Raw genomic sequence first — 26,738 nt, 5'->3', positions numbered from 1 at the left:
ATCGGACCGGATGTGCCCAGTAGACTACGGTTTGATGACCGGTTTGTGACAACGCCGGCCGGGGCGTCAGCGGCGCTGCATGTCCGGGTCGCGCATGCCCAGCCGGCGCATTTCCAGCACGGTGGGCATGATCGCCTCGATCCGCGCGTCCACCCGGGCGCGGCTGACGTAGTCCAGGCCGGGTTGCTTGAGCAGCGCCTGGAACTGCAGCAGGGCTTGTTCCGGGCGCCCGTTCAGGTAAGCGGCCTCGGCATAGGCTTCGCTGGCGCGGGCATTGTCGCCGGCCAGCTCGCAGGCGCGGGCGAACGTGCGCTGGAACACCGGGTCGTCGCCGGCGCGGGCCAGCAGCGGGCGCAGCATGGCCTGGGCGCGCTTGCCGGCCTCCATGCCGCCCTGCTCGTTGAGCACCTGGGCGTAGGTCAGCGCCACCGGCCGGCTCTGCGGCAGCTTCTGCAGCAAGGCCTCGAAGCGGCGGTTGGCATCGGCGTGGCGGCCGTTGCGCGACTCGGCCTCGCCCAGCGCCAGGTTCACCCACAGGTTGTCGGGGTGCTCGGACTGCAGTTGCTGCAGCTCCTGCAGGGCCTGCTGCAGCGCGCCGGTGCCATCGCGCAGCTGGGCGATGGCCACGCCATAGCGCTGCGCGTCGCTCAGCCCGTCCTTCTGGCTGCGGCGCAGGTCCTGGTACTCGCGCACCAGCTCGGATGGGGTCGGGGCGCTGAGCACGCGCAGGCGTTCGCGGGCCCAGTCGAACTGGCCGCTGGCGCCGCGCGGCAGTCCGATCGACGGCAGCGACAGCTGTATCGACCCCGGCAGCAGCGGGTTGCCGCTGGCCTTGGCGGGGTCCGGGACCGGGTCGGCCGGGTTCACCCGTTCCTGGCGCACCCCGTCGGGGGTGGAGGTGGTCAGCAGCACCGTGTCCTTCTTCATCTGCTCGGCGCGGGCCTTGGCTTCGCTGATGCGGGTGATGGTCACCGGGTGGGTGCGCAGGAAGTCGGGCGTCGAGTAGCCGCCCTCGTTGCCGCGCATCGCCGCGGACATCCGCTCGAAGAAGCCGGCCATCGCATCGACGTCGTAGCCGCTGCGCGCCAGCGTGCGGATGCCGAGCCGGTCGGCCTCCGATTCGTTGGAGCGGGTGAAGTTGATCTGCAGCTGCTGCATCAGGCCCATGCCCGAGCTGATCGCGGCCATGGTGGCGTCGCCGGAGGAGTTGCCGCCGGCCTGCTGCGCCGCGATCACCGCCGCGAGCATGCCCAGCAGGATCGGGATCTGGTCGCGCTGCGCCTTTTCGACGCTGCGCAGCACGTGCTGCTGGGTGACGTGCGAGATCTCGTGCGACAGCACCGCGGCCACTTCATCCTCGCGCTCGGCGGTCAGCACCAGGCCGGCATTCATGCCGATGTAGCCGCCGAGGGTGGCAAAGGCGTTGATCTGCCGGTCCTTGAGCATGAAGAAGGTGAATTTCTGCTGCGGCTGGGCGCTGTTGGAGCCGAGCCGGGTGCCCATGGCCTGCAGCCAGTCGTCGACCAGCGGGTCATCCACCAGGTAACCGTAATTGCGCAGTTCGCGCAGCATCATGCCGCCGTATTCGGCCTGCCGCGCCGGGGTGAGCAGTTCGCCGGCGGACGAGCCGATGTCCGGCAGCTTGCTGTCCTGGGCCCGGGACAGGGGCGTGGCCAGGGCCAGGGTGACGGCGGTGGCGAGCAGCAGGGTTCGCAAGCGTGGGGCTCCGGGGCGACTGGGCCGAGAATGACGGGGAAGCGGGGCACGGGTGTGAAGCACAGGTTAACCCGCAGTGTTCCAGCGTTGGACGGTGTGATCCGGCGCGCCGCTACCATATAGGGACAACATTTACCGCGCGGAGTTTCCCGTGAGCAGCCAGACCCCCGAGATCACCATCTACTCCACCGCCGTGTGCCCGTACTGCGTGGCCGCCAAGAATTTCCTCAAGAGCAAGGGCCGCACCTGGAACGAGGTGCGCATCGACCTGGACCCGGCCGAGCGCGAGAAGATGATGGCATTGACCCGCCGTACCAGCGTGCCGCAGATCTTCGTCGGCGAGGTCCATGTGGGTGGCTATGACGACATGATGGCGCTGCACCGTGCCGGCCGGCTCGAGCCGCTGCTGGCGGGGGAGGGCGCATGAGCGGCGCGGACAAGGACCGCGTGGCCGAATTCACCGCGTTCCGCCAGCGCATGAACCAGCGCATCCTGGCCGAGCCCAACCAGGTGGTGCGGCGCTTCTTCGCGCTGGACACGCAGACCTACCAGGCCGGCGCGCTGGACGTGAAGACCAAGGAGCTGCTGGGTCTGGTGGCCTCGCTGGTGCTGCGCTGCGACGACTGCATCAGCTACCACGTGGCCCAGTGCAAGGACGCCGGGGTCAGCCGCGAGGAGTTCTTCGAGACCTTCTCGGTGGGCCTGGTGGTCGGTGGTTCGATCGTGATCCCGCACCTGCGGCGCGCGGTGGACTTCCTGGACCAGCTCGAGTCCGGGGCCGCGGAGGCGCCGGCCGGCCACGACCACGGCTGAACCTGCGACCTTGGTCCAGTTGGGGCGGGGCGGGCGGATCAGGCATAATTGACAGTTGAAACTTTTGGATGCGCCTGATCCCGGGCTGCCGGCCGGCGCACGCTCCCCCTCCCAGTTCGGAACCCAAATCATGACGCAGACAATCACCGTCATCCGCGGCGATGGCATCGGCCCGGAAATCATGGACGCCACCCTGTTCGTGCTCGACAAGCTCGGCGCGGGGCTGTCCTACGAGTTCGCCGATGCCGGCCTGGCCGCGCTGGAAAAGCACGGTGAGCTGATCCCGGCCAGCACGCTGGAATCGATCAAGAAGAACAAGGTCGCGCTGAAGAGCCCGCTGACCACCCCGGTCGGCGGTGGCTTCAGCTCGATCAACGTGGCCCTGCGCCGCCAGTTCGACCTGTACGCGAACGTGCGCCCGGCGATCTCGTTCCCGAACACCAAGTCGCGCTACGAGAACGTCGACCTGATCACCGTGCGCGAGAACACCGAAGGCGCCTACCTGTCCGAAGGCCAGGAAGTCTCGGCTGACGGTGAGACCGCGTTCTCCGGCACCCGCATCACCCGCAAGGGTTCCGAGCGCATCGTGCGCTACGCCTTCGAGCTGGCCCGCAGCACCGGCCGCAAGAAGGTCACCGCCGTGCACAAGGCCAACATCATCAAGTCGACCTCGGGCCTGTTCCTGAACGTCGCCCGCGAAGTGGCCGCGAAGTACCCGGAAATCGAGTTCCAGGAAATGATCGTGGACAACGCCTGCATGCAGCTGGTGATGCGTCCCGAGCAGTTCGACGTGATCGTCACCACCAACCTGTTCGGCGACATCATCTCCGACCTGTGCGCCGGTCTGGTCGGCGGCCTGGGCCTGGCCCCGGGCGCCAACATCGGCGAGAGCGCGGCCATTTTCGAAGCCGTCCACGGTACCGCGCCGGATATCGCCGGCAAGGGCATCGCCAACCCGTGCGCGCTGCTGCTGGGCGCCGCGCAGATGCTGGACCACGTCGGCCAGCCGCAGAACGCCGAGCGCCTGCGCAAGGCCATCGTCGCCACCATGGAAGCCAAGGATTCGCTGACCGGCGACCTCGGCGGCACCGGCGGCACCATGGACTTCGCCCGGGCCATCGCCAGCCGGCTGTAAGGCGCGCGCGGTTGTGGATGGAAAGAAGGGCGCCGCTGGCGCCCTTCTTTTTTCATCGGCTGCCATGCCCGTCGCGAGCGCGCTGGCTTGGCGGCCGGTTGATCGGCCGGCAGCGGCGTTGCTGCCGGCCGCGCGCGGTGGCGGTGCGGTCAGTTGCGCGACTGCAGCTTGGACAGCAGGCGCAGGAACTCGATGTACAGCCACACCAGCGTCACCATCAGCCCGAACGCGCCGTACCACTCCATGTACTTCGGTGCGCCGGCTTCCACACCGCTCTCGATGAAGTCGAAATCCAGCACCAGGTTCAGGGCGGCGATCACCACCACGAACAGGCTGAAGCCGATGCCGATCAGGCCGGACTGGTGGATGTAGGGGATCTGGATGTTGAACAAGCCCAGTACGATCGTGGCCAGGTACACCAGGGCGATGCCGCCGGTGGCCGCGACCACGCCGAGCTTGAAGTTCTCGGTGGCCTTGATCAGCCCGCTGCGGTAGGCGAACAGCAGCGCGAACAGGGTGCCGAAGGTCAGCAGGACCGCCTGGAACACGATGCCCTGGAAGCGTGCCTCGTAGAGTGCCGAAATGGTGCCCAGGAACAGGCCCTCCGCCAGCGCATAGAGCGGCGCGCTGACCGGCGCCCACTGCTTCTTGAAGATGGTGACCATGGCCAGCACGAAGCCGCCGATCAGGCCGCCCCACAGGTACAGGCGCGCGCCGCTGGCGAGCTCGCCGGTATCGGTCAGCGCCTGGTTCCAGGCGAAGGCCGCGGTGATCACCGCCAGCAGCAACAGCAGGCCGGTCTTGTTGACGGTGCCGTTGAGGGTCATTGCCCCGGCGCCGCGCGAGACCACCGCGCCGCTGCCGGGGTCGAGGAAGGTGGAATCGGAGAGGGCTGGGTTGCCGCTGCGCACGTGGGGCTCCTGGGGCGTGTATGGATGCCGGCAGCATAACCAACTGCCGCCGCGATGAAATCCGCCGTTGACAGACCGCTCCGCACTCCCGACAATAGCCGACCTTTCGGGGGGAACCTCGGGAGATTCACCGCCGGGGTATAGCGCAGTCTGGTAGCGCGCCTGCTTTGGGAGCAGGATGTCGGGGGTTCGAATCCCTCTACCCCGACCATCCGACGCGACCAGCGCGTGTTGGAGTGCGACGATCCGGTCAGAGCGCCCGTAGCTCAACTGGATAGAGCACCGGCCTTCTAAGCCGGCGGTTACAGGTTCGATTCCTGTCGGGCGCGCCAATCGGCGCAAGCGGTGGGTTGTAGTTTTCAGTGGTGGCTGTAGCTCAGTTGGTTAGAGTACTGGATTGTGATTCCAGTGGTCGGGGGTTCGAATCCCCTCAGCCACCCCATTGAACAGAAAGACGCCGGAACATGCGTTCCGGGGTTGAAGGAACTGAAGGGTGCAGGTATCATTTGCCCCCTGATTTTCAGGGCCGTTAGCTCAGTTGGTAGAGCAGTTGACTCTTAATCAATTGGTCCAAGGTTCGAATCCTTGACGGCCCACCAACACAGACAGCCACCTGGCATAGCCTGGTGGCTGTTTTCCTCCAGAGTGGGGGGCCTGCGCTTCGCCGCAGGAATCCGGTGTCGCAGGCGACTGCGCACACCCATGTTTCAGGGCTGTTAGCTCAGTTGGTAGAGCAGTTGACTCTTAATCAATAGGTCCAAGGTTCGAATCCTTGACAGCCCACCAGACAAGGGCACCCGCTCCGGCGGGTGCCCTTTTCTCTGCCTGGTGGCAGGCATGGCCGCAGCGTGCCGGTGTCCCCGGCTGGCCGATGCCGCGGATGCCGGTGGCATCGGCGCGATCGCATGCTGCGGAAGGCGCGCCTCCGGCGTTCTTTTTGCCCGCAGGTCTGCAACAATGCCGGCCGGACGCGAAAGTGGCGGAATTGGTAGACGCCCTGGATTTAGGTTCCAGTGCCGCAAGGCGTGGGGGTTCGAGTCCCCCCTTTCGCACCATCCGTGTGTCGGCCGGATGTTCCCCGGGCGCGCCTGTCCGGGGGCAGGCTGGAAGCGCCAGCCGGAATCGGCGAAACTACAGGGCTGCGGCGGAATCATGTCCGTCGGAAACCGTTCATCTTCCACATCGTACCGGGGGCCAGGGCGCCACCGGTGGCAGGAGTCCACATGCAAGCTTCGATCGAATCCACCGGCAACCTGGAACGCCGCCTGACCTTCTCCCTGCCGGAGGAGCGCCTGCAGAGCCATATCAGTGGCCGGCTCGGCGAGATCGCGCGCACCGTGCGCATCAAGGGCTTCCGTCCGGGCAAGGTGCCGGCCAAGGTGGTCGAGCAGCGTTTTGGCCAGCAGGTGCGCGCAGAAGCGATGGACGGCCTGCTGCGCGAGACCTTCGACGCCGCGCTGCGCGAGCATGAGCTGCGCATTGCCGGCACCCCGCGCATCGACAAGGCCGGCGAGGGCGAGTTCGATTTCGTCGCCACCGTCGAACTGGTGCCGGACTTCGGCGATGTCGACGTGACCAAGCTGACCGTGGTGCGCCACAGCGCCGAAGTCACCGACGCCGACATCGACCAGATGGTCGAGAACCTGCGCCAGCAGCGCCGCACCTGGAAGGCGGTCGCGCGTGGCGCGCAGGAAGGCGACCTGGTCGCGCTGGAGACCTGGTCGCAGGCCGGTGACGAACGCCTGCCGGCCGAAGGTGCCGAGCAGGGCACCATCATCATCGGCCAGGGCATGATGTTCGAGCAGATCGAGCAGGGCCTGGTCGGCCTGGCCAAGGGCGAGGAAAAGACCCTGGACGTCGCGTTCCCGGCCGACTGGCGCGTTCCGGCGCTGGCCGGCAAGAACGTCAAGGTCACGGTCAAGGCCACCGAGGTGTCCGAGCCGGTGGTGCCGGAGGTCGATGCGGCCTTCATCAAGAGCTTCGGTGTGAAGAACGGTGAGCTGGCGCAGTTCCGCGCCGACATCCGCGCCAACCTGGAGCGCGAGCTCAAGGGCGCGCTGATGAACCGCCTGCGCCGCGAAGTGGGCGAGCAGCTGATCGCCGCCTACGCCTCGGTCGAGCTGCCGCCGCGCCTGGTCGAGAACGAAGCCCGCGCCATGCTGGCCCAGCAGATCGACGCCATCCGCCGCCAGGGCGGCAACCCGGGCCAGGTGCCGGCCGACGCCCACGAGGGCTTCAAGGACGCCGCCTCCAAGCGCGTGCTGGTCGGCCTGCTGGTCGGCGAAGTCGCACGCCGCAACGACCTGCGCCTGGACCCGAAGCGCCTGAATGAAACCATGCGCCTGATCGCCTCGACCTACGAAGAGCCCGAGCAGGTCATTGAGATGTACCGCAACGACCCCCAGCTGATGAGTGGCCTGCAGAACCGCGTGATGGAAGAGCAGGTCATCGACTGGATCGCCGAGCGTGCCCAGCACACTGAGCAGGTGCTGACGTTCCAGGAAGCGATCCGCCCGTAAGGCGGTCGCTCCACCCGCCCCGCGCCCCGGCGCGGGGTGATGTTTCCCCGTCAAGATTAGGTGCCCCACGTAATGGACAACCGAGCCAAAGCCCTGAACCTGGTTCCCATGGTGGTCGAACAGACCAGCCGTGGCGAGCGCGCCTATGACATCTATTCGCGCCTGCTGAAGGAGCGCCTGATCTTCCTGGTCGGCCCGATCGACGACCACATGGCGAACCTGGTGGTGGCGCAGCTGCTGTTCCTGGAAGCGGAGAACCCGGAAAAGGACATCAGCATCTACATCAACTCGCCCGGTGGCGTGGTCACCGCCGGCATGGCGATCTACGACACCATGCAGTACATCAAGCCGGACGTGAGCACCATCTGCGTCGGCCAGGCCGCCTCGATGGGCGCGCTGCTGCTGGCGGCGGGCGCGGCCGGCAAGCGCTTCGCGCTGCCCAACTCGCGGGTGATGATCCACCAGCCGCTGGGCGGCTTCCAGGGCCAGGCCACCGACATCGACATCCACGCCCGCGAGATCCTGACCCTGCGCGCGCGCCTGAACGAGGTGCTGGCCAAGCACACCGGGCAGTCGCTGGAGACCATCGCGCGCGACACCGAGCGCGACAACTTCAAGAGCGCCGCCGATGCCCAGGCCTATGGCCTGGTGGACCAGGTCCTGGAGCGGCGTCCCGACGAGTCGATCCAGCCGGCGTGACCGGCGCAAGTAGCCGAAAACACGGCGTTTTCTGCAGGGTCGGAAGTGGACTGGCGTCCATCCGGCCCTGTGCTATTCTCGAAATCGAACCCCCTGTTCACGGGGGGAGCAACTGGGTAAGCGAAGCATGAGCGAAGACCGGCAAGGTCGTTCCGGAGACAGCGGCAAGATCCTTTACTGCTCGTTCTGCGGCAAGAGTCAGCATGAAGTACGCAAGCTGATCGCGGGTCCGAGCGTGTTCATCTGCGATGAATGCGTGGAGCTGTGCAACGACATCATCCGCGAGGAACTTGAGGAAAAGGCGCAGTCGGCGCGCAGTTCGCTGCCCAAGCCGCGCGAGATCCTCGAGGTCCTGGACCAGTACGTAATCGGCCAGAACCGCGCCAAGCGCACGCTGGCGGTGGCCGTGTACAACCATTACAAGCGCATCGAGAGCCGTCAGAAGAGCGACGACGTCGAGCTGTCCAAGTCCAACATCCTGCTGGTCGGCCCGACCGGCTCGGGCAAGACCCTGCTGGCCGAGACGCTGGCGCGGCTGCTCAACGTGCCGTTCACCATGGCCGATGCGACCACGCTCACCGAAGCCGGCTATGTCGGCGAGGACGTGGAGAACATCATCCAGAAGCTGCTGCAGAAGTGCGACTACGACGTCGAGAAGGCGCAGCAGGGCATCGTCTACATCGACGAGATCGACAAGATCTCGCGCAAGAGCGAGAACCCGTCGATCACCCGCGACGTGTCCGGCGAAGGCGTGCAGCAGGCCCTGCTGAAGCTGATCGAAGGCACCGTGGCCAGCGTGCCGCCGCAGGGCGGGCGCAAGCACCCGCAGCAGGAATTCCTGCAGGTGGACACCAAGAACATCCTGTTCATCTGCGGCGGCGCGTTCGCCGGGCTGGACAAGGTGATCCAGCAGCGCTCCAGCGAGGCCGGCGGCATCGGCTTCGGTGCCAAGGTCAAGAGCAGCGAGCGCAAGCAGGAAGTGGGCAAGGTGCTGGCCGAGGTCGAGCCCGAGGACCTGATCAAGTTCGGCCTGATCCCCGAGTTCGTCGGCCGCCTGCCGGTGGTGGCGACCCTGGAGGAGCTGGACGAAGCGGCGCTGGTCAGGATCCTGACCGAACCGAAGAACGCCATCACCAAGCAGTTCAAGAAGCTGTTCGAGATGGAGAACGTCGAGCTCGAGTTCCGCCCGGACGCGCTGTCGGCCATCGCCAAGAAGGCGCTCAAGCGCAAGACCGGCGCGCGCGGCCTGCGCACCATCGTCGAGTCGGTGCTGCTGGACACCATGTACGACCTGCCGTCGCAGGAGAACGTGAGCAAGGTAGTGGTGGACGAATCGGTCATCGAGCACAAGTCCGAGCCGTACGTGATCTACCAGACGCCGCCGGCCAAGGCCGCGTCCGGTGACTGAATAGGCCGTTCGGGCCTCCTGTCCGGGCGGGATGAAGCCCGGTTCAGGTGCTTCCCCGACGCCACTTGCATCACCCCGCCGATGGCCCCATAACGGGGCCATCGGCTTTTTTCATGGCCACCCCCGAATCCAAGTGGAGCCCCCCATGGCCCAGTCCCAAACCGAAGTCCTCGACCTGCCGGTCCTGCCGCTGCGCGACGTGGTGGTGTTCCCGCACATGGTCATCCCGCTGTTCGTCGGGCGCGACAAGTCCATGCAGGCGCTGGAGCGGGCGATGGAAGCGGACAAGCGCATCCTGCTGGTCGCGCAGAAGTCGGCCGAGACCGACGACCCCACCGGCGCCGACCTGTACACCGTCGGTACCCTGGCGCAGGTGCTGCAACTGCTGAAGCTGCCCGATGGCACCATCAAGGTGCTGGTCGAGGGCCTGGCGCGGGTCGCCGTGGACAGGATCCGCGAGCAGGATGGCGCGCTGCAGGGCGCCGGCACCGAACTGGAATCGGACGAAGCGCGCGAGCCGCGCGAGATCGAGGCCATCGCGCGTTCGCTGATGTCGCTGTTCGAGCAGTACGTCAAGACCAACCGCAAGCTGCCGCCGGAGCTGCTGCAGACCCTGAACGGCATCGAGGAGCCGTCGCGCCTGGCCGACACCATCGCCGCCCACATCGGCGTGCGCCTGGCCGACAAGCAGAAGCTGCTGGAGACGCTGCAGGTCGGCGACCGGCTGGAAATGCTGGTCGGCCTGGTCGACGGCGAGATCGACGTGCAGCAGCTGGAGAAGCGCATCCGCGGGCGGGTCAAGTCGCAGATGGAGAAGAGCCAGCGCGAGTACTACCTCAACGAGCAGATGAAGGCCATCCAGAAGGAGCTGGGCGACCTGGACGACGCGCCGGGCGAACTGGACGAACTGGCGCGCAAGATCGCCGAGGCCGGCATGCCCAAGGCGGTCGAGGCCAAGGCGAAGAACGAGCTCAACAAGCTCAAGCAGATGTCGCCGATGTCGGCCGAGGCCGCGGTCGTGCGCAACTACCTGGAGTGGCTGCTGGGCGTGCCGTGGAAGAAGCGCACCAAGGTGCGCAAGGACCTCAAGGTCGCCCAGGACACGCTCGACGCCGATCATTACGGCCTGGACAAGGTCAAGGACCGCATCCTCGAATACCTGGCGGTGCAGTCGCGGGTGAAGCAGATGAAGGGCCCGATCCTGTGCCTGGTCGGGCCGCCGGGCGTGGGCAAGACCTCGCTGGGCCAGTCCATCGCCAAGGCCACCAACCGCAAGTTCGTGCGCATGAGCCTGGGCGGCGTGCGCGACGAGGCCGAGATCCGCGGCCATCGCCGCACCTACGTCGGCTCGATGCCGGGCCGCATCGTGCAGAACCTCAACAAGGTCGGCAGCAAGAATCCGCTGTTCGTGCTCGACGAGATCGACAAGATGTCGATGGACTTCCGCGGCGACCCGTCCTCGGCGCTGCTGGAAGTGCTCGACCCGGAGCAGAACAACGCGTTCAACGACCACTACCTTGAAGTGGACCTGGACCTGTCCGAAGTGATGTTCGTGGCGACCTCCAACTCGCTCAACATCCCCGGCCCGCTGCTGGACCGCATGGAAGTGATCCGCATCCCGGGCTATACCGAGGACGAGAAGCTCAACATCGCCACCCGCTACCTGGTGCCCAAGCAGCTCAAGGCCAATGGCCTGCAGCCGGAGGAGCTGGCCATCGAGGAGGGCGCGATCCGCGACATCGTGCGCTACTACACGCGCGAGTCCGGCGTGCGCAACCTCGAGCGCGAAATCGCCAAGATCTGCCGCAAGGTGGTCAAGGAGATCGCGCTCGCCGGCCCGCAGCCGGCCAGGAAGGCGGCCAGGAAGGCCACGAAGAAGCCCAAGGCGCTGGTGGTGGTCGATGCCGCCAACCTGGACAGGTATCTGGGCGTGCGCCGCTTCGACTTCGGCCGTGCCGAGGAAGAGAACGAAGTGGGCCTGGTGACCGGCCTGGCTTGGACCGAGGTCGGCGGCGACCTGCTGCAGATCGAATCGACGCTGATCCCAGGCAAGGGCGCGGTGACGTTGACCGGCCAGCTGGGCAACGTGATGAAGGAATCGGCGACGGCGGCGCTGTCGGTGGTGCGCGCCCGCGCGCAGGCGCTGGGCATCGACGTGGACTTCCTGCAGAAGCACGACGTGCACCTGCACGTGCCCGATGGCGCCACCCCCAAGGATGGCCCCAGTGCCGGCATCGCCATGGTCACCTCGCTGGTGTCGACCCTGACCCGGGTACCGGTCAAGGCCGATGTGGCCATGACCGGCGAGATCACCCTGCGTGGTCGCGTCACCGCCATCGGCGGTCTGAAGGAGAAGCTGCTGGCCGCGCTGCGCGGCGGCATCCGCACCGTGATCATCCCGGAGGAGAACCGCAAGGACCTGGCCGACATCCCGGCCAACGTCACCCGCGACCTGGACATCATCCCGGTGAAGTGGATCGATGAGGTGCTGGACATCGCGCTGGAGGCGCCGCTGGCACCAAAGAAGGCGCGCAAGAACGGCCAGCGGGTGGCGGTGCGGGGGCGGGCGAAGGCAGCTCCGGCCGCGCGCGTCAAGCACTGATGATGAACGCAAAATCCCTTGAAACCCGCGTCGTTATTGGCTTTTCGGCTTGCGTGGGTAGGGGGGCGCTGGTATAAAAGTGCGACTCACGCGCCCGCTCGATGAGCGGGCGACGTGTTTGCAGGATCTTACGGCCGCCGCCACTGCGATGGCGACGACCCATCCAATCTATTCCGCGGATTGCCGCATAGGGAGTTATTACATAATGAACAAGACCGAATTGATCGACGGCGTTGCCGCTGCTGCTGACCTCTCCAAGGCCGAAGCCGGCCGTGCGGTCGATGCCGTCGTCGCCGAGATCACCAAGGCGCTGAAGAAGGGCGATGCCGTGACGCTGGTGGGTTTCGGTACCTTCCAGGTCCGCGAGCGCGCCGAGCGCACCGGTCGCAACCCGAAGACCGGCGACACCATCAAGATCGCCGCTTCGAAAAATCCTGCCTTCAAGGCTGGTAAAGCCCTGAAGGACGCTGTAAACTAAGCGGCTCACCGGGGGTGCTTAGCTCAGTGGTAGAGCGTCTCCCTTACAAGGAGAGGGTCGGGGGTTCGAAACCCTCAGCACCCACCACGTAAAAGCACCGTCGAGCAGTATTGAAAGTGGAGCGGTAGTTCAGCTGGTTAGAATGCTGGCCTGTCACGCCGGAGGTCGCGGGTTCGAGTCCCGTCCGCTCCGCCAGTTTCAAGAAGGCCCCTGAGCGATCGGGGGCCTTGCTTTCTCTCCACCTTCCGGGGGGGAGCTGGAGGCGAACAATCAAGTGCGGAGCGGTAGTTCAGCTGGTTAGAATGCTGGCCTGTCACGCCGGAGGTCGCGGGTTCGAGTCCCGTCCGCTCCGCCAGTTCCACCCGCCACTGCATGCAGTGGCACCCCGGTCGCGATGTCGGCCGGTAGCAGGTTGCAATATGCGGAGCGGTAGTTCAGCTGGTTAGAATGCTGGCCTGTCACGCCGGAGGTCGCGGGTTCGAGTCCCGTCCGCTCCGCCATTGATTCGAAGCCCCGGGCAGAAGCCCGGGGCTTTTTTTTGGCCCTGCCAGGCCGGGGCCGCGCTCATGGCGTCGACGCCGCGCAGTGCCGCGGGCTTGGGCCGCGGCAGCGCACGGCGCGCCGGTTGGGAGTCAGGCGGGAAGCGGGTTACACTGCCCGGCTCGCCAATCAGGCCTTGATTTTCCCATGCTGCAGAAACTCCGCGACAAGACCTCGGGCTGGATCGTGACCGTGATCCTGGGGCTGCTGATGATTCCGTTCCTGTTCGTGATCGACAACAGCTATCTGGGCGGTGTCGGTGCGCAGAACGTCGCCAAGGTATCGGCACCGCCGTCGTGGTGGCGCTCGGCACCGTCGTGGTGGCCGATGTCGTTCCTGTGGAACCACCATGAGATCAGCGTCGAGGATTTCCGCACGCGCTTCGAGCAGGCGCGCATGGAGGCCCGCCAGCAGCAGGGTGACAACTTCGATCCGCGCGAGTTCGAGACCACCGAGAACAAGCTGGCCGTGCTCGACCAGCTGATCGACGAGCAGGTGGTGCGGCTGGCCGCCGAAGACGCGCGGATCGTCATCGGCGACGAGGCGGTGCGCAATTACATCGCCGCGATCCCGCAGTTCCAGCGCGACGGCAAGTTCGACCCCGAGCAGTACCGCCTGGTGCTGGCGCAGAGCCAGCCGCCGCGCACCCCGGCGATGTTCGACCAGGTAGTGCGTACCAGCCTGCAGCAGTCGATCATCCCGACCGCGCTGGCGCAGTCGGGCTTCGCCACCAAGGGCGAGAGCGAGCGCCTGCTGAAGCTGCTGGGCGAGACGCGCGACGTGGAGTTCGCCATGCTGCCCGCGCCGGAGGCCGACACCGCGGCGGTGGACGACGCGCAGATCAAGCAGTGGTACGAAACCCACACCCGCGACTTCATGCAGCCCGAGAGCGTGTCCATCGAGTACGTCGAGCTGGACGCCGCGCGCATGCCGGCCGCCACGCCCGCGGACGAGGCGGCCCTGCGCCGCCGCTATGAGGAAGAGAAGGCCCGCTTCGTCAAGCCGGAGCAGCGCCTGGCCTCGCACATCCTGATCAGCGCCGGCAGCGACGCCGCCGCGCAGAAGGCCGCCGAAGCCAAGGCCGCCAAGCTGGCCGCCGAGGCCAAGCAGCCGGGCGCCGACTTCGCCGCGCTGGCCAAGGCCAACTCGGACGATCCGGGTTCCAAGGCCGAAGGCGGCGACCTGGGCTGGGTCGAACACGGCGTGATGGTCAAGCCGTTCGAGGATGCGCTGTTCGCGATGCAGCCGGGTGAGATCAGTGGCCCGGTGAAGACCGAGTTTGGTTACCACGTGCTGAAGCTGCGCGAGGTCAAGGGCGGCGAAGGACGTCCGTTCGAGGAAGTGCGCGACCAGCTGGCGGCCGAACAGCTGCAGGCCGATACCGAGCGCGCGTTCAACGAACTCGGTGGGCGCCTGGTGGACCTGGTCTACAAGAACCCGACCGTGCTTGAGTCGGCAGCCAAGGAAGTGGGCCTGCCGGTGCAGACCCTGGGCCCGTTCACCCGCGCCACCGCCAGCGGCATCGCCGCCAACCCGGCGGTGCTGCGCGCGGCCTTCTCCGACGCGCTGAAGGAGGACGGCACGGTCAGCGACCCGATCGAACTGGGGCCGAACCACAACGTGATGATCCGCGTGACCGCACATACGCCCGAGCAGGCCATCCCGCTGGCGCAGGCGCGCGAGAAGGTGATCGCCGCGGTGCGCGCGCACCGTACCGAGGAAGCGGCGAAGAAGGCGGCCGATGCGCTGCTGGCCAAGCTGCAGGCGGGGCAGACGCTGCAGGCGCTGGCCGAGGGCGAGAAGCTGCAGTTGCTGCCGATGCCTGGCCTGCCGCGCTCGGCGCCGATGCCGACGGCTGCCGCCAACCGGGCGGTGTTCAGCGTGGTGCCGCCGTCCGAGGGCAAGCCCAGCTACGGCAAGGTGGAGCTGGACGACGGGCGTTATGCGGTCTTCGCGGTGACCAAGGTCACCCCGGGCGACCTCAAGGAAGTGCCGGAGCCGCAGCTGGCGATGCTGAAGCAGCAGCTGAGCCAGATCGACGGCGCGGCGGCGGCCAAGGCGTTCGTCGATGGCCTGCGCAAGCGCTTCAAGGTGCAGGTGCAGGAATCCCAGCTCTGACCCGGAGCGCGCGGGGCGCGGCTGACAACGCCCCGCGGATCCGCTGAAACAGAAAGCCCGGCGTAGCGCCGGGCTTTCTCGTTTCTGTCATTGGCGAGGACGGCAGCGTGTCAGCGGGTTTCCTCGAAGCGCAGCACCATCCCGGGCTTGAGGATCGCATTGGCGTCCAGGTTGTTGCGCGAAAGCAGGGTCTTGACCGGGATGCCGTACCGCCGCGCGATCGTCCAGGCCGATTCACCGCTGCGGACCGTGTGCCGGCGTCCCGCGGCGGCGGTGCCCGCGCTGGCCACGGCGGTGCTGGCGACATCGACGCTGGCCGGTGCCGGCAACGCCGCCGGTGGCAGGAGAGCTGCCGCGAGCTGGCTTTCGCTGCCCAGGACCATGTCCGGCAGCGCCGGTGCCAGCACCCGGGTGCCGGCACGCTTGCCGGTGACCGCCGGGTTGAGCCGGGCCACGCGCGCCGGGTCCAGCGCATTGCGGGCCGACCAGTCGGCCAGGCTGGTGCCGGCGGGCAGCGCGTGCCCGCGCAGCACCGGTACCGGACGGTCCAGGGCTGCCATCAGCTCCGGCTCCTTTTCCGCCTGCTCCAGCACGCAGGCCAGGGCATGCAGCTTCTCGACATAGGCGTGGGTGATCGGCGACAGGCCCGGCAGTTCGGCCGGCCGCGCGTTCTGCGCGTTCATGCCGCCGCGGCGCAGCGCCTGCAGGATGCGGTACTCGCCTGCGTTGTACGCCATCACGGCCAACTGCCAGTCGCCGCCGAACATGCCGTAGAGGGTTTTCAGGTAGCGCACCGCGGCGCGGGTCGAATCCACCGCCGACAGCCGGCCGTCATAGCCGCTTTCCATGGGGACCCGGTGGTTGCGCGCGGTGGTGGCGATGAACTGCCACAGGCCGGCGGGGCCGCTGGCGTTGCGCGCGCCCGGCCGGTAACCGCTTTCCACGAAGGGGATCAGCGCGAACTCGGTGGGCAGGCCGGCCGCGCGCAGCTCATCCACCACGTAGCCGAACAGGGGCAGGGCATCGTCCTCGACGTTGCCCAGGCGCGATGGCGCGTGTGCGAACTGCTTGCGCCAGCGCGGGCTGGTGGCGTCCGCGTCGCATTGCGACATCGCCAGGCCCTCGCGGAAGCTGGCGAATATCTGGTGGCCATTGCGGGTGAGCGGCGCCGGCAGTGCGGCCGGGTCGGCCGGCAAGGCCGCCAGCGAGGCGATGTTCTGGGTCAGGCCGGCGGTGGCCGGCAGCGACTGCGCGCCGGCGGTGACGCCGGCACCCGCGCCGAGCAGCAGCCCCAGCGCCAGGGACAGGCCGTGCCGCCTCACGCGCGGAAACCGTCTTTCCAGCGCCGTAATTCGGCGAACACTTCCACTTCGTCCAGCGGCGCGCGGCCCAGCCGCGCGGCGATGGCCTGGCGCACGGGTTCGGCATGCGTGCGCAGGAAGGGGTTGCATTCCAGTTCGCTGGCCAGCAGCGAGGGAACGGTGGGGCGGGAGCGGCTGCGCATGTCCATGGCTTCCTGTTGGCGGCGGTGCAATGCCGCGTTGGTGGGATCGACATGCCGCGCGAACACGGCATTGCCCAGCGTGTACTCATGCCCGCAGCAGACCCGCGTCTGCGCCGGCAGTGCCGCCAGCCGCCGTAGCGAGGCCAGCATCTGGGCGGGCGTACCTTCGAACATGCGTCCACAGCCGAGGCTGAACAACGTGTCGCCACAGAACAGGTGTCCGTGGCCATGGAAGGCGATATGGCTCCGGGTGTGGCCGGGTACGGACAGCACCGAGAACGCGAAACCGGCAGATTCTACCCGGTCGCCATCGCCGACGCGTTCACATTCCAGGGGGATGCGTTCATCTTCGGGGGCGAAGACCGGCAGGTCCGGCCAGTGTTGCCGCAGTTCCGCCACGCCGCCGATATGGTCGTCATGGTGGTGGGTAAGCAGCACGGCGGCTGGCCGCAGGCCCCGGTCGGCCGCCTCCAGGACCGGCCGCGCCTGGCCCGGATCGACGACCAGCGTGCTGCCGTCAGGCGCCTGCAGCGCCCAGATGTAGTTGTCCTGGAATGCAGGCAGGGCGGTCAGTCGCATAGAATTGGACCATGCCTGCCGCCCCGTTCCCCCGTCAAGCTGCAGTCTCGGCCTGGTTTGAGAAGGCTGGAGCGGCGGCGATGCGGGCCGCCGAACAGCGCCACCTGCTCGAGCAGGTCAGCGGGTTTCCCGCGCAGCCGTGGCTGTGGCTGGCGCCCTGTGCGACCTGGCTGCCGGCGGAGGCGCCGATCGGGCGCGGGGTGCGCCTGCACCGGACCGCCGATGGGCACGGCTGGCGCGGCGATGTGTCCTGCGCCCTGCCGTTGCCGCTGCCCTCCGAAGCGGTCAACGCGATCATCCTGCAGCATGTGGCCGCGGTGGACCTGGAGCCGCTGTTGGCCGAATGCGCGCGGGTGCTGATGCCCGGCGGCCGGCTGTGGATGACCCTGCTCAACCGCTACAGCCCCTACCGCGCCCGCTGGCAATGGCAGGGCGCCCGCCCGCCGTCGGCCACGCGTTGCCAGTCGCGGCTGCGGCGCGAGGGGCTGCGGATCCGCTCGGTGCGCCATTTCGGGCCGCTGTGGAACGAGGCCGGGCCGGCCGCCGGCAAGGCGTTGCCGGCGTTGCGGGCGGTCTGCGTGCTGGAATTCGAGAAGCGTGTGGCGGCCTTCATCGGCCCCGAAGCCGCCCGCCCGGTGGGCTGGGGCGGGCCGGTGGCGACCTGACGCTTCATACAACGGAAAGACATGAAATCAATCGAGATACATACCGACGGTGCCTGCCTCGGCAATCCGGGCCCGGGTGGCTGGGCGGCGCTGCTGCGTTACAAGGCGCATGAGCGCGAGCTGTCCGGTGGCGAGGCCCATACCACCAACAACCGGATGGAGCTGATGGCCGCCATCGCCGGGCTGGAGGCGCTCACCGAGCCGTGCGCCATCATGCTGCAGACCGATTCGCAGTACGTGCGCCAGGGCATCACCGAATGGATGCCGGGCTGGGTGCGGCGGCACTGGAAGACCGCCGGCGGCGACCCGGTGAAGAACCGCGACCTGTGGGAACGCCTGCACGCGGCCACCCAGCGCCACCAGATCGAATGGCGCTGGGTGAAGGGCCACAATGGCGATCCAGACAACGAACGCGTGGACCAGCTGGCCCGCGATGCCGCAATCCGCGTGCGCGACGGCGCCGCAAGCAACTGAGGTGGGCCATGCGCCAGATCGTCCTTGATACCGAAACCACCGGACTGGAGTGGAAGAAGGGCAACCGCGTGGTCGAGATCGGCTGCGTGGAACTGCTCGAGCGCCGGCCCAGCGGCAACAATTTCCATCGTTACCTCAAGCCCGACTGCGAGTTCGAGGCCGGCGCCCAGGAAGTCACCGGCCTGAGCCTGGAGTTCCTGGCCGACAAGCCGCGCTTCGAGGAGGTCGTGGACGAGTTCCTGGCCTATGTCGACGGCGCCGAGCTGATCATCCACAACGCCGCCTTCGACATGGGCTTCCTCGAGAACGAGATGGCGTTGCTGGGCAGGGGGCCGCTTGCCGAGCGGGTGACGGTCACCGATACGCTGGCGATGGCGCGCGAGCGCTTCCCCGGCCAGCGCAACTCGCTCGACGCGTTATGCAAGCGCCTGGGCGTGGACAATTCGCACCGGCACCTGCATGGCGGCCTGCTCGATGCGCAGATCCTGGCCGACGTCTACATCGCATTGACCTCGGGGCAGGAGGAGATCGGCTTCGGCCTGCCCGAGTCCGAGGTCCGCGGCGCGACGGGCATGCTGCAGGCCTTCGATGCCACGGCGCTGCTGCCGCGTCCGGTGGTGGTGGCCACGGCCTCCGAGCTCCAGGCACACCAGGCGCGCCTGGAGCGCCTGCGCAAGAAGGCCGGGCATGCCTGGTGGGACGGCGCCAGGCCGGAGCAAGCGGCCGGCGCGTAACGCGGGGCGACGACGCCCGCGCGCCGGCGGGCGCTGCTCAGTGGCAGCGGACCAGCAGTGCGGTGATGTTGTCCGAACCGCCGCCGTCCAGCGCCGCGGCCACCAGCGTGTCCACGCATTCCTGGGCGCTGCAGTCGGCCTGCGCCAGGGCCTGCGCCAGGCTGCGGTCGTCCACTTCCTCGGTCAGGCCGTCACTGCACAGCAGCAGTTGCATGCCCGGGCGCAGTTCGCCGGTCATGGTGGCGACGTTGAGGTGGGCCGGATCGGTCACGCCCAGTGCCTGGGTGACCACGTTGCGGTGCGGGTGGGCGCGGGCCTGCTCGACGGTCAGCGAGCCCTGGGCGATCAGTTCCTGCACGTAGCTGTGGTCCTGGCTCAGCTGGGCCAGCTTGCCGTCCCGCCACAGGTAGGCGCGGCTGTCGCCCACCCAGGCGACCTCGAAGCGGTGGCCCTGCACCCGCGCGGCGACCACGGTGGTGCCCATGGGCAGGCTGTCGTTGCGCCGGCGCGAGGCGCGGATGATCTCCTCGTCGGCGATGCGGATCGCCTGCGGCAGCGGGGTGCCGCCGCGTACCTCGCGCACGATGGCCTCGCGCGCCAGCGCGCTGGCGACTTCGCCGCAGGCATGGCCGCCCATGCCGTCGGCGACCAGCCACAACCCCAGTTCGCCGTCACCGTAATAGGTGTCCTCGTTGAGCTGGCGGCGCAGGCCGACGTGGCTGAGGTGTCCGAATTCGATCATGGGCGCCCGCGGCGGGCCGTTTCCAGCGGAGAGGCTTTTCATCATCGCGTCCGCACCGGTACACGGCAAGAGCCGCCCGCGCGCCGGCCGGGCAGTGGATACCGCGGCGGCGGGGCCCCGGCGGGCAGCGTCACCCGCACATGATGAAAAAACAGCTTGTCCGCGCTGCCAAGGCCTCGTATCATTCGCAGCCCGGTACGCCGGGAACCACCGGGAAGGTGGCAGAGTGGTTGAATGTACCTGACTCGAAATCAGGCATACGTTAATAGCGTATCGGGGGTTCGAATCCCCCCCTTCCCGCCAGATCTGGAAACGGCCCCCGACGGGGCCGTTTTCGTTTCCGGCCGCCAGCGCGGCACCACGCGCGGCGGCGCCGGCCGCTACACTGCTTCCTCCGCTTCCCCGGTATCCGTCATGTCCGAAATCCTGGTGCCCGTCTCCTTCGGCGAACTGCTCGACAAGATCTCGATCCTGCAGATCAAATCCGAGCGCATGAGCGATGCGGGCAAACTGGCGAACGTGCGCAACGAACTGGCCGCGCTGGAGCGCACCTGGAGCGCGCACCCGGCGGCGAGCCGCGATATCGAGGGCCTGCGCGCCGAACTGAAGGCGGTCAACGAGCGGCTGTGGGACATCGAGGACGACATCCGGCTCAAGGACAAGGCGCAGGCGTTCGACGCGGGGTTCGTCGATCTGGCGCGCAGCGTGTACTTCCAGAACGACGAGCGCGCGCGGATCAAGAAGGCGATCAACCTGGCCCTGGGTTCGGGGTACGTGGAAGAGAAGTCCTACGCGGACTACCGCGCGCGCTGAGCCTGCGCGCCGCGGCGGGCCTCAGCCCGCGTGGTCGGCGACGTAGCGCTCGAACGCGGCGATGGCATCGTCCACGGTGACCAGGTCCATGACCCCGTCGAACTCGATCTTCGTGCCCCATTTCAGGTCGGCGGCGGGCCTGCGCAGGAAGCGCCGCGCCGCATCGTCGTAGCGGTCCACGCAGTAGCGCCGGTCCGAGTACGGGCCGCTGCGCGCCGGGTTGCTGGCCGCATGCAGGCCCAGCACCTTGGTGCCGACCGCGTTGGCGATGTGCATGGGGCCCGAATCCGGCGTCACCAGCAGCCTGGCGCGGGCCAGCAGCGCCGGCAGCTGCTTGAGGGTGTCGCGGCCGACCAGATCCAGCGCCGGCGCGCGCATCGCCGCCAGGATCGCGTCGGCGGTGTGCCGTTCCAGCTCGCTGCGGCCGCCGCACAGCACCACCCGCCAGCCGCGCGCGGCGGCATGGTCGGCAAGCGCCGCGTAACGGTCGGCATGCCAGTTGCGTCGCACATGGCTGGAGCAGGGCGAGATCATCAGCACCGGGCGGCCGTCGTCATCCCACTGCGCGCGCGCCCAGTCGTGGGCGTCGGCGGGCGTGGCCAGGTCCCAGCTCACCGCGGTCTGCTTCAGCCCCAGCGGCTCGCAGAAGCTGCCGATCGCATCCAGCACGTGGATGCCGGGGCGGTCGGGAATGCGTTCGTTGATGAACAGCCCGTGCAGGTCCTTGGAGCGCGCGCGGTCGTAGCCGATGCGGCGCCGGGCGGGGATGAAGGCCGACAGCACGTTGGCGCGGAAGGCGACCTGCATCTGCAGCAGCGCGGCGAAACCGGTGGCGGGCAGCTCGCGCCGCAGCGCGCGCATGCCGGCCAGCCCGGATTTCTTGTCGTAGACATGGAACGCCACGCCGCGCAGGCCCTCCAGCAACCGGTGTCCGGCCTTGTCGATCACCCAGTGCAGTTCCACCCCCGGCCGGGCCTGCTGCAGCGTCCTTACCAGCGGGACCACGTGGGTCACGTCCCCGAGCGCGGACAGCCGCAGGAGACACAGGGGGGAGGACGCTGGAGGCATGGTGTTGTTAGACTCGCGGTGAATGGTCGCTTTCGACGCCACTGAAGCGCTGACGCCTTGCCGCGAAGGCCGCGGCTATGGTGCCATTCTGTTCGACCGCCAACACCTGCGGCAAGCCGAAACCAGCTTGTTTTCGCCTGCGCACTGGGGTGGGCGGGCGCGCCCGGTAGGCGAGGGCGGGCGGGGTGGGGCATGGTTCGTGGACGCCGCGTTCGGCCACTGCGTGCTGCGCCACTACCTGCGCGGCGGCGTCGCCGCCCGGCTCAGCCGCGATCGTTACCTGTGGCAGGGCGCCGACCGTACCCGCAGCTTTTCCGAATTCCGCCTGATGCGGAAGCTGATCGCGCTGAAACTGCCGGTGCCGCGGCCGCTGGCGGCGTTCTACATGCGCCAGGGCGCCAGCTATCGCGCGGCGATCCTGATGGAGCGGCTCGATGGCGTGCGCTCGCTGGCCGACCGCGCGCTGGTGGCCGGGCGTGGCGCGCCCTGGGAGGAGGCCGGGCGCCTGGTCGCGCGCTTCCATCGCGCCGGGCTGGATCACGCCGACCTCAACGCGCACAACATCCTGTTCGATGCCGGCGGCCATGGCTGGCTGATCGATTTCGACCGCGGCGTGCTGCGCATTCCCGCCACGCGCTGGCGCGAGCGCAACCTCAAGCGCCTGTTGCGCTCGCTGCTCAAGCTGCGCGGCGAGCGCAGCCGCGAGGACGTGGAAAAGGACTTCGCGCGCCTGCGCCGCGCCTACGACCTGGCCTGGAACCGGGGCGTGTGATGGAGTGGTCGCTGCGCTTCCTCGGGGTCGGCAATGCCTCGGCGGTGGAACTCGGCTCGCCGATGGCGGTGATCGAGCGCGACGCCCGGCCGTGGTTGACCATCGACTGCGGCGGCGAAGGGCTGACCGCCTACCGGGCCCGCTATGGCGCGATGCCCGATGCGCTGTTCGTCACCCATGTGCACCTGGACCACGTCGCCGGCTTCGAGCGGCTGTTCGTCGATGCGTACTTCAATCCGGGGCGACGCGGGCGGGTGCGGCTGTACGTGCCGGCGCCGCTGGTGCCGCTGCTGCACCGGCGCGTCGGCGATTACCCCAACGTGCTCGCCGAAGGCGGCGCCAATTTCTGGGATGCGTTCCAGCTGGTGGTGGTCGGCGAGGCGTTCTGGCATTACGGCATGCGCCTGGAGGTGTTCCCGGTACGCCATCACTGGCCGGAGACCGCCTGGGGCCTGCGCCTGCAGGGCGCGCTGGTCTGGACCGGCGATACCCGGCCGATCCCGGAGATGCTGGCCCGCCATGCCGATGACGGCGAACTGGTCGCCCACGACTGCGGCCTGCATGGCAACCCGTCGCATACCGGCGTGGACGACCTGGAGCGCGAGTACCCGGCGGAACTGCAGGCGCGCATGGTGCTGTACCACTACGCCAGCGCGGCCGATGGCCAGGCGCTGCGCGCGCGCGGCCACCGCGTGGCCGATCCCGGCGAATGCCTGGCACTGGCCGAACCCACCGCGCCGCGGGCGCTGCCGTTCCAGGGCTGATCGCGGCAGCGGCGCCGGTCGCATCTGGAGCAGCGGTCATCTGGCGTCGTAGGGCTGTACGCGGCGGGCGGCGCGTGCCCAAGCCGTGACCAGGCGTGGTGGGTGCATGGGCCCGGAAAAGGTGGCGGCCCCGCCGGCTGACCTCGGCGCCCGCGTCGATCGATACCGTTGCTGCCTTCCGGCCCTGGCGGGATTTTCGACCTAGCGTCGCGAGGGGCCGACGGGGCCACCATAGACGCGGGCCGCGCATCGCGCGGCCCGGGTTCACTGTTCCGGATCAAGACCGGACGCATGAATCTGGCGGAGAGAGGGGGATTCGAACCCCCGAAGCGCGGTTTAGACGCTTACACACTTTCCAGGCGTGCTCCTTCAACCACTCGGACACCTCTCCGTGACCTGCCGCTTCCCGAAGGCGCTGCAGGGGCGCAGATTCTATAGGGCCGGCGCTGCGGCCACAAGTCGAATGTGCGGCGGCGCGCGCCGGGCGGGGGTGGCACCGGTGCCGCCGCACCGCGGCCGATCCATCATGCCGGCACGGGGCGAGCCGCCGGCGACCGGCGCTGTTCCCCGGCCGTTGGCGGCCTGTGCGCGATCCCGGCGCCGGGCGCCGCCCATCCATTCAGCGGCCGCCGCCGCGTCCCTGTCCGGGGCGGGCCGGCGGAGCGGGGGCGTGGCACAATGTGGGTTCAGATGAAGACGGTTGCCTGATGTCCTATCTCGTCCTCGCCCGCAAGTGGCGCCCGAAGCGTTTCGCCGAGCTGGTAGGCCAGGAACACGTGGTCCGCGCGTTGAGCAATGCGCTGGACAGCGGCCGCGTCCACCATGCCTTCCTGTTCACCGGCACCCGCGGCGTCGGCAAGACCACCATCGCGCGCATCTTCGCCAAATCGCTGAACTGCGAGCATGGCACCAGCGCCGACCCGTGCGGCCAGTGCCCGGCCTGCCTGGACATCGACGCGGGCCGCTACATCGACCTGCTGGAGATCGACGCCGCGTCCAACACCGGCGTGGACGACGTGCGCGAGGTGATCGAGAACGCGCAGTACATGCCGTCGCGCGGCAAGTACAAGGTCTATCTGATCGACGAAGTGCACATGCTGTCCAAGGCGGCGTTCAACGCGCTGCTGAAGACGCTGGAGGAACCGCCGGAGCACGTGAAGTTCCTGCTGGCCACCACCGACCCGCAGAAGCTGCCGGTCACCGTGCTGTCGCGCTGCCTGCAGTTCAACCTCAAGCGGCTGGACGAGGAGCAGATCCGCGGGCAGATGACGCGCATCCTCGGTGCCGAGCAGATCGAGTTCGAGGATGGCGCGATCACCCAGCTGGCGCGCGGCGCCGACGGTTCGCTGCGCGATGGCCTGTCGCTGCTCGACCAGGCCATCGCCTATGCCGGCGGCGCGCTGCGCGACGACGTGGTGCGGGCGATGCTCGGTACCGTCGACCGCACCCAGGTGGCGGCGATGCTCGACGCGCTGGCGGCGGGCGACGGCGCGCGCCTGCTGCAGGTCGTGGCGACCCTGGCCGATTTCTCGCCGGACTGGAGCGGCGTGCTCGACGCGCTGGCCGAAGCCCTGCATCGCATCCAGGTACAGCAGCTGGTGCCGGGCGCGCCGGTGCCCGGTGACGGCATCGACGCGGTGGCGTTCGCCGCGCGGCTGCGCCCGGAGGTGGTGCAGCTGTGGTACCAGATGGCACTGGGCGGCCGCCGCGACCTGCACCTGGCGCCGAGCCCGCGCGCCGGTTTCGAAATGACCGTGCTGCGCATGCTGGCGTTCCGCCCGGCCGGTGCGGTGCCGGCGGTGCCGGAAGGCGAAGGTCCGGGGACCGGGGCGGTGTCGTCGTCGGCTGGCGGTTCCACGCCTGCCGTGACCGCGGCTGCCGTCGCTGCACCGGCGGCGCAGCCGGTGGCGGCTGTGCCGGTCTCCGCCCCCGTTTCCGCCCACGCGGCCCCGAAGCGCGAAGACGTCGTGCCGCTGGCGGCGCGCGCGCCGCAGGCCGATGCGTCGTCGCTTTCCCCGGCGCCGGCCGCCAACCCGGTGCAGGCGCGCGCGGACGACGACCTGCCGCCATGGATGGAGGAAACCGCCGCGGCGCAGGCGCACCACGAGGTGGCCGACTCCATGCCGCCGGCGCCACGCCAGGCGCCACCGTCGCCATTCCGTGCCGAGGGCATCGCCATCGCGCCGGCCGCGCGCCCTGCGGCGCCGGCAACGGCCGCGGCCGGCGAACCACCGCGCGCGCTGGACAACGCCGAACAGTGGCTGGACCTGGTCGCCACCAGCGGCCTGTCCGGGCCCTCGCGCGAGCTCGCCGCCAACGCCGCGTTCGTCGGTTACCACAACGGCGTGCTGCGGCTGGCGCTGCTGCCGGGCTTCGAATACCTGCAGTCCGAACGTTCGCTGGGCGCGCTGGCGCAGACCCTGGCGCAGGCGCTGGGCAACGCGCCGAAGATCGTGATCGAGACCGGCAACGCGCCGGCCGAAACCCTGCACGAGCGCGCCGACCGCCAGCGCGGCGAGCGACAGAATGCGGCCGAGGCCGTTTTCATGGCCGACCCCCAGGTGCAGCACCTGCTCGCGCAGGGCGCCCGGGTCGTGCCCGATTCCATCCGTCCCCTTGAAGAGTAGGAAACCATGCGCGGCAATATCGCCCAACTGATGCAACAGGCCCAGAAGATGCAGGAGAACCTGCAGAAGGCCCAGGAAGAACTGGCCAAGCTGGAGGTCACCGGCAGTGCGGGTGGCGGCATGGTCAGCGTGACCCTGACCGGCAGCAAGGAGTGCCGCAAGGTGCGCATCGATCCGTCGGTGCTGTCCGACCAGGAAATGGTCGAGGACCTGATCGCCGCGGCGTTCAATGACGCCTCCAACAAGATCGATGCCGAGTCGCAGGCGCGCATGGGCTCGGCCACGGCCGGCATGAAGCTGCCGCCGGGGATGAAGCTCCCGTTCTGATCACGCTGTGCCGGCCGCGCCCGGCCACCCGTACTGCCCACGTCGCGAAGCCCCCGGGCTTCGCGCGTTCGTTTCGACCATGAGCCCGATGCGATGAGCCTGCCGCTGCTGGAACAACTGATCGAGGCCTTCCGGGTGCTGCCCGGCGTCGGCCAGAAGAGTGCGCAGCGCATGGCCTACCACGTGCTCGAGCGCGCGCGCGATGGCGGCCTGCGGCTGTCGCAGGTGCTGGGCGAGGCGATCGAGCGCATCGGGCACTGCGCGCAGTGCCGCGATTTCAGCGAGGCCGAGGTGTGCCCGCTGTGCGCCAGCGCCAGCCGCGAGCGGGAGACGCTGTGCGTGGTGGAGTCGCCGGCCGACCGCTTGGCCATCGAGCACGCCACCAGCTACCGCGGCCTGTATTACGTGCTGCAGGGGCGGCTGTCGCCGCTGGACGGCATCGGCCCGCGCGAGCTCGGCCTGGACCAGTTGGAGGCGCGGCTGGCGCAGGGCGAAGTGGTCGAACTGATCATCGCCACCAATTCCACCGTCGAGGGCGAAGCCACCGCGCACTACCTGGCGCAGCTGGCGCGCCGCCACAAGGTGCGCCCGAGCCGGCTGGCGCAGGGCCTGCCGCTGGGTGGCGAGCTGGAATACGTGGACCGCGGCACGCTCTCGCACGCCTTTGGCAGCCGCAGCGAAATCGGCGAATAGGCCACGGCGGGGCGGTAAGCTGTAGGTCGTTCAACGC

The 26,738-nt window shown here is 68.5% G+C and carries 24 protein-coding genes, 12 tRNA genes and 1 other RNA gene; 29 read left to right on the top strand and 8 right to left on the bottom strand.

The window, feature by feature from the left end; all coding sequences use genetic code 11:
* Nucleotides 1–66 precede the first annotated feature (66 nt).
* Nucleotides 67–1,716 carry a M48 family metalloprotease gene (locus MKP15_RS02950; RefSeq protein ID WP_104938181.1) on the bottom strand — a complete coding sequence of 550 codons (1,650 nt, stop codon included), beginning with the start codon at nt 1,714–1,716 and terminating at the stop codon, nt 67–69.
* A 151-nt stretch (nt 1,717–1,867) separates the two neighbouring features.
* Here MKP15_RS02950 and grxC point away from each other — a divergent pair, with 151 nt between their 5' ends.
* From grxC to MKP15_RS02935, 3 genes are all read left to right on the top strand, one after another.
* Complete coding sequence (grxC, locus tag MKP15_RS02945; RefSeq protein ID WP_104938182.1) at nt 1,868–2,143, top strand: glutaredoxin 3; 276 nt, start codon at nt 1,868–1,870, stop codon at nt 2,141–2,143.
* On the top strand, nt 2,140–2,529 hold the full coding sequence (locus tag MKP15_RS02940; RefSeq protein WP_104938183.1) for a carboxymuconolactone decarboxylase family protein: 390 nt from the start codon (nt 2,140–2,142) through the stop codon (nt 2,527–2,529). Before grxC ends, MKP15_RS02940 begins: the two co-directional genes overlap by 4 nt.
* 130 nt (nt 2,530–2,659) lie before the next feature.
* Complete coding sequence (locus tag MKP15_RS02935; RefSeq protein WP_161614824.1) at nt 2,660–3,664, top strand: isocitrate dehydrogenase; 1,005 nt, start codon at nt 2,660–2,662, stop codon at nt 3,662–3,664.
* Nucleotides 3,665–3,813: 149 nt separating this feature from the next.
* Here MKP15_RS02935 and MKP15_RS02930 read toward each other — a convergent pair whose 3' ends face one another.
* Nucleotides 3,814–4,575 (bottom strand): Bax inhibitor-1/YccA family protein, encoded by a 762-nt coding sequence (locus MKP15_RS02930; protein ID WP_240211741.1) that lies wholly within the window; start codon nt 4,573–4,575, stop codon nt 3,814–3,816.
* A gap of 134 nt (nt 4,576–4,709) precedes the next feature.
* Between MKP15_RS02930 and MKP15_RS02925 the strand changes: the two genes are divergently transcribed.
* The 16 genes from MKP15_RS02925 to MKP15_RS02850 all read left to right on the top strand — a co-directional run bounded on the left by MKP15_RS02925 (nt 4,710) and on the right by MKP15_RS02850 (nt 14,939).
* Nucleotides 4,710–4,786: transfer RNA gene (locus MKP15_RS02925), tRNA-Pro, on the top strand.
* Between the two features lie 44 nt (nt 4,787–4,830).
* A tRNA-Arg gene (locus MKP15_RS02920) sits at nt 4,831–4,907 on the top strand.
* A 33-nt stretch (nt 4,908–4,940) separates the two neighbouring features.
* Nucleotides 4,941–5,017: transfer RNA gene (locus MKP15_RS02915), tRNA-His, on the top strand.
* A gap of 81 nt (nt 5,018–5,098) precedes the next feature.
* Nucleotides 5,099–5,174 (top strand) — tRNA-Lys (locus MKP15_RS02910).
* A gap of 111 nt (nt 5,175–5,285) precedes the next feature.
* Nucleotides 5,286–5,361: transfer RNA gene (locus MKP15_RS02905), tRNA-Lys, on the top strand.
* 184 nt (nt 5,362–5,545) lie between these two features.
* Nucleotides 5,546–5,630, top strand: a tRNA-Leu gene (locus tag MKP15_RS02900).
* 168 nt (nt 5,631–5,798) lie between these two features.
* Entirely contained in the window at nt 5,799–7,094 is a 1,296-nt protein-coding gene (tig, locus tag MKP15_RS02895) for a trigger factor (RefSeq protein ID WP_240211740.1), read from the top strand.
* A gap of 72 nt (nt 7,095–7,166) precedes the next feature.
* Nucleotides 7,167–7,793 carry an ATP-dependent Clp endopeptidase proteolytic subunit ClpP gene (gene clpP, locus MKP15_RS02890; RefSeq protein ID WP_054663499.1) on the top strand — a complete coding sequence of 209 codons (627 nt, stop codon included), beginning with the start codon at nt 7,167–7,169 and terminating at the stop codon, nt 7,791–7,793.
* Nucleotides 7,794–7,920: 127 nt separating this feature from the next.
* On the top strand, nt 7,921–9,201 hold the full coding sequence (gene clpX, locus MKP15_RS02885; RefSeq protein WP_104938188.1) for an ATP-dependent Clp protease ATP-binding subunit ClpX: 1,281 nt from the start codon (nt 7,921–7,923) through the stop codon (nt 9,199–9,201).
* 145 nt (nt 9,202–9,346) lie between these two features.
* Nucleotides 9,347–11,803 carry an endopeptidase La gene (gene lon, locus MKP15_RS02880; protein ID WP_240211739.1) on the top strand — a complete coding sequence of 819 codons (2,457 nt, stop codon included), beginning with the start codon at nt 9,347–9,349 and terminating at the stop codon, nt 11,801–11,803.
* 205 nt (nt 11,804–12,008) lie between these two features.
* A complete protein-coding gene (locus MKP15_RS02875; RefSeq protein WP_054663508.1) occupies nt 12,009–12,281 on the top strand; it encodes an HU family DNA-binding protein in 273 nt (90 codons plus the stop codon).
* Nucleotides 12,282–12,293: 12 nt separating this feature from the next.
* Nucleotides 12,294–12,368: transfer RNA gene (locus MKP15_RS02870), tRNA-Val, on the top strand.
* Between the two features lie 31 nt (nt 12,369–12,399).
* Nucleotides 12,400–12,476: transfer RNA gene (locus tag MKP15_RS02865), tRNA-Asp, on the top strand.
* Between the two features lie 83 nt (nt 12,477–12,559).
* Nucleotides 12,560–12,636, top strand: a tRNA-Asp gene (locus MKP15_RS02860).
* Between the two features lie 68 nt (nt 12,637–12,704).
* Nucleotides 12,705–12,781 (top strand) — tRNA-Asp (locus MKP15_RS02855).
* Between the two features lie 187 nt (nt 12,782–12,968).
* Nucleotides 12,969–14,939 carry a peptidyl-prolyl cis-trans isomerase gene (locus MKP15_RS02850; protein WP_240211738.1) on the top strand — a complete coding sequence of 657 codons (1,971 nt, stop codon included), beginning with the start codon at nt 12,969–12,971 and terminating at the stop codon, nt 14,937–14,939.
* Between the two features lie 110 nt (nt 14,940–15,049).
* On the opposite strand, the gene MKP15_RS02845 is transcribed toward MKP15_RS02850, so the two are convergent.
* Nucleotides 15,050–16,261, bottom strand: coding sequence for a lytic transglycosylase domain-containing protein (locus MKP15_RS02845; RefSeq protein ID WP_240211737.1), 1,212 nt, complete (start codon nt 16,259–16,261; stop codon nt 15,050–15,052).
* Nucleotides 16,258–17,022: a hydroxyacylglutathione hydrolase gene (gene gloB / locus MKP15_RS02840; RefSeq protein WP_240211736.1), complete on the bottom strand. Its 765-nt coding sequence runs from the start codon at nt 17,020–17,022 to the stop codon at nt 16,258–16,260. The genes MKP15_RS02845 and gloB overlap by 4 nt, the downstream gene beginning before the upstream one ends.
* A gap of 80 nt (nt 17,023–17,102) precedes the next feature.
* Here gloB and MKP15_RS02835 point away from each other — a divergent pair, with 80 nt between their 5' ends.
* From MKP15_RS02835 to dnaQ, 3 genes are read left to right on the top strand one after another with little or no spacing between them, the layout of a single operon-like run.
* Nucleotides 17,103–17,687 (top strand): class I SAM-dependent methyltransferase, encoded by a 585-nt coding sequence (locus tag MKP15_RS02835; RefSeq protein WP_240211735.1) that lies wholly within the window; start codon nt 17,103–17,105, stop codon nt 17,685–17,687.
* A gap of 21 nt (nt 17,688–17,708) precedes the next feature.
* A complete protein-coding gene (rnhA, locus tag MKP15_RS02830; protein WP_104938193.1) occupies nt 17,709–18,161 on the top strand; it encodes a ribonuclease HI in 453 nt (150 codons plus the stop codon).
* Between the two features lie 8 nt (nt 18,162–18,169).
* Nucleotides 18,170–18,895: a DNA polymerase III subunit epsilon gene (gene dnaQ, locus MKP15_RS02825; RefSeq protein ID WP_240211734.1), complete on the top strand. Its 726-nt coding sequence runs from the start codon at nt 18,170–18,172 to the stop codon at nt 18,893–18,895.
* Nucleotides 18,896–18,932: 37 nt separating this feature from the next.
* Here dnaQ and MKP15_RS02820 read toward each other — a convergent pair whose 3' ends face one another.
* Nucleotides 18,933–19,637, bottom strand: a complete 705-nt coding sequence (locus tag MKP15_RS02820; protein ID WP_104938195.1) for a protein phosphatase 2C domain-containing protein — start codon at nt 19,635–19,637, stop codon at nt 18,933–18,935.
* A gap of 212 nt (nt 19,638–19,849) precedes the next feature.
* On the opposite strand from MKP15_RS02820, the gene MKP15_RS02815 reads away from it, so the two are divergent.
* Nucleotides 19,850–19,940: transfer RNA gene (locus MKP15_RS02815), tRNA-Ser, on the top strand.
* Between the two features lie 111 nt (nt 19,941–20,051).
* Entirely contained in the window at nt 20,052–20,450 is a 399-nt protein-coding gene (locus MKP15_RS02810) for a DUF6165 family protein (protein WP_161614832.1), read from the top strand.
* A 21-nt stretch (nt 20,451–20,471) separates the two neighbouring features.
* On the opposite strand, the gene MKP15_RS02805 is transcribed toward MKP15_RS02810, so the two are convergent.
* Nucleotides 20,472–21,518 (bottom strand): glycosyltransferase family 9 protein, encoded by a 1,047-nt coding sequence (locus tag MKP15_RS02805; protein WP_240211733.1) that lies wholly within the window; start codon nt 21,516–21,518, stop codon nt 20,472–20,474.
* A 22-nt stretch (nt 21,519–21,540) separates the two neighbouring features.
* On the opposite strand from MKP15_RS02805, the gene MKP15_RS02800 reads away from it, so the two are divergent.
* Entirely contained in the window at nt 21,541–22,290 is a 750-nt protein-coding gene (locus MKP15_RS02800) for a 3-deoxy-D-manno-octulosonic acid kinase (protein ID WP_240211732.1), read from the top strand.
* Nucleotides 22,290–23,054: an MBL fold metallo-hydrolase gene (locus MKP15_RS02795; protein ID WP_240211731.1), complete on the top strand. Its 765-nt coding sequence runs from the start codon at nt 22,290–22,292 to the stop codon at nt 23,052–23,054. Before MKP15_RS02800 ends, MKP15_RS02795 begins: the two co-directional genes overlap by 1 nt.
* A gap of 127 nt (nt 23,055–23,181) precedes the next feature.
* Here MKP15_RS02795 and ffs read toward each other — a convergent pair.
* An RNA gene (ffs, locus tag MKP15_RS02790) (signal recognition particle sRNA small type) lies at nt 23,182–23,278 on the bottom strand.
* Nucleotides 23,279–23,352: 74 nt separating this feature from the next.
* Nucleotides 23,353–23,445: transfer RNA gene (locus MKP15_RS02785), tRNA-Ser, on the bottom strand.
* A 316-nt stretch (nt 23,446–23,761) separates the two neighbouring features.
* On the opposite strand from MKP15_RS02785, the gene dnaX reads away from it, so the two are divergent.
* The 3 genes from dnaX to recR all read left to right on the top strand — a co-directional run bounded on the left by dnaX (nt 23,762) and on the right by recR (nt 26,701).
* The gene (gene dnaX / locus MKP15_RS02780) at nt 23,762–25,681 is read left to right on the top strand and encodes a DNA polymerase III subunit gamma/tau (RefSeq protein WP_240211730.1); all 1,920 of its coding nucleotides are present in this window, start codon (nt 23,762–23,764) and stop codon (nt 25,679–25,681) included.
* A 6-nt stretch (nt 25,682–25,687) separates the two neighbouring features.
* On the top strand, nt 25,688–26,008 hold the full coding sequence (locus MKP15_RS02775; protein ID WP_104938200.1) for a YbaB/EbfC family nucleoid-associated protein: 321 nt from the start codon (nt 25,688–25,690) through the stop codon (nt 26,006–26,008).
* A gap of 93 nt (nt 26,009–26,101) precedes the next feature.
* Nucleotides 26,102–26,701, top strand: coding sequence for a recombination mediator RecR (gene recR / locus MKP15_RS02770; RefSeq protein ID WP_104938201.1), 600 nt, complete (start codon nt 26,102–26,104; stop codon nt 26,699–26,701).
* The last annotated feature ends 37 nt before the right edge of the window (nt 26,702–26,738 follow it).

The sequence above is a fragment of the Stenotrophomonas sp. Y6 genome (genome assembly GCF_022436665.1).
GTDB classification, from domain to species: domain Bacteria; phylum Pseudomonadota; class Gammaproteobacteria; order Xanthomonadales; family Xanthomonadaceae; genus Stenotrophomonas; species Stenotrophomonas acidaminiphila_A.
This window is presented reverse-complemented; position numbering and strand designations above follow the sequence as displayed.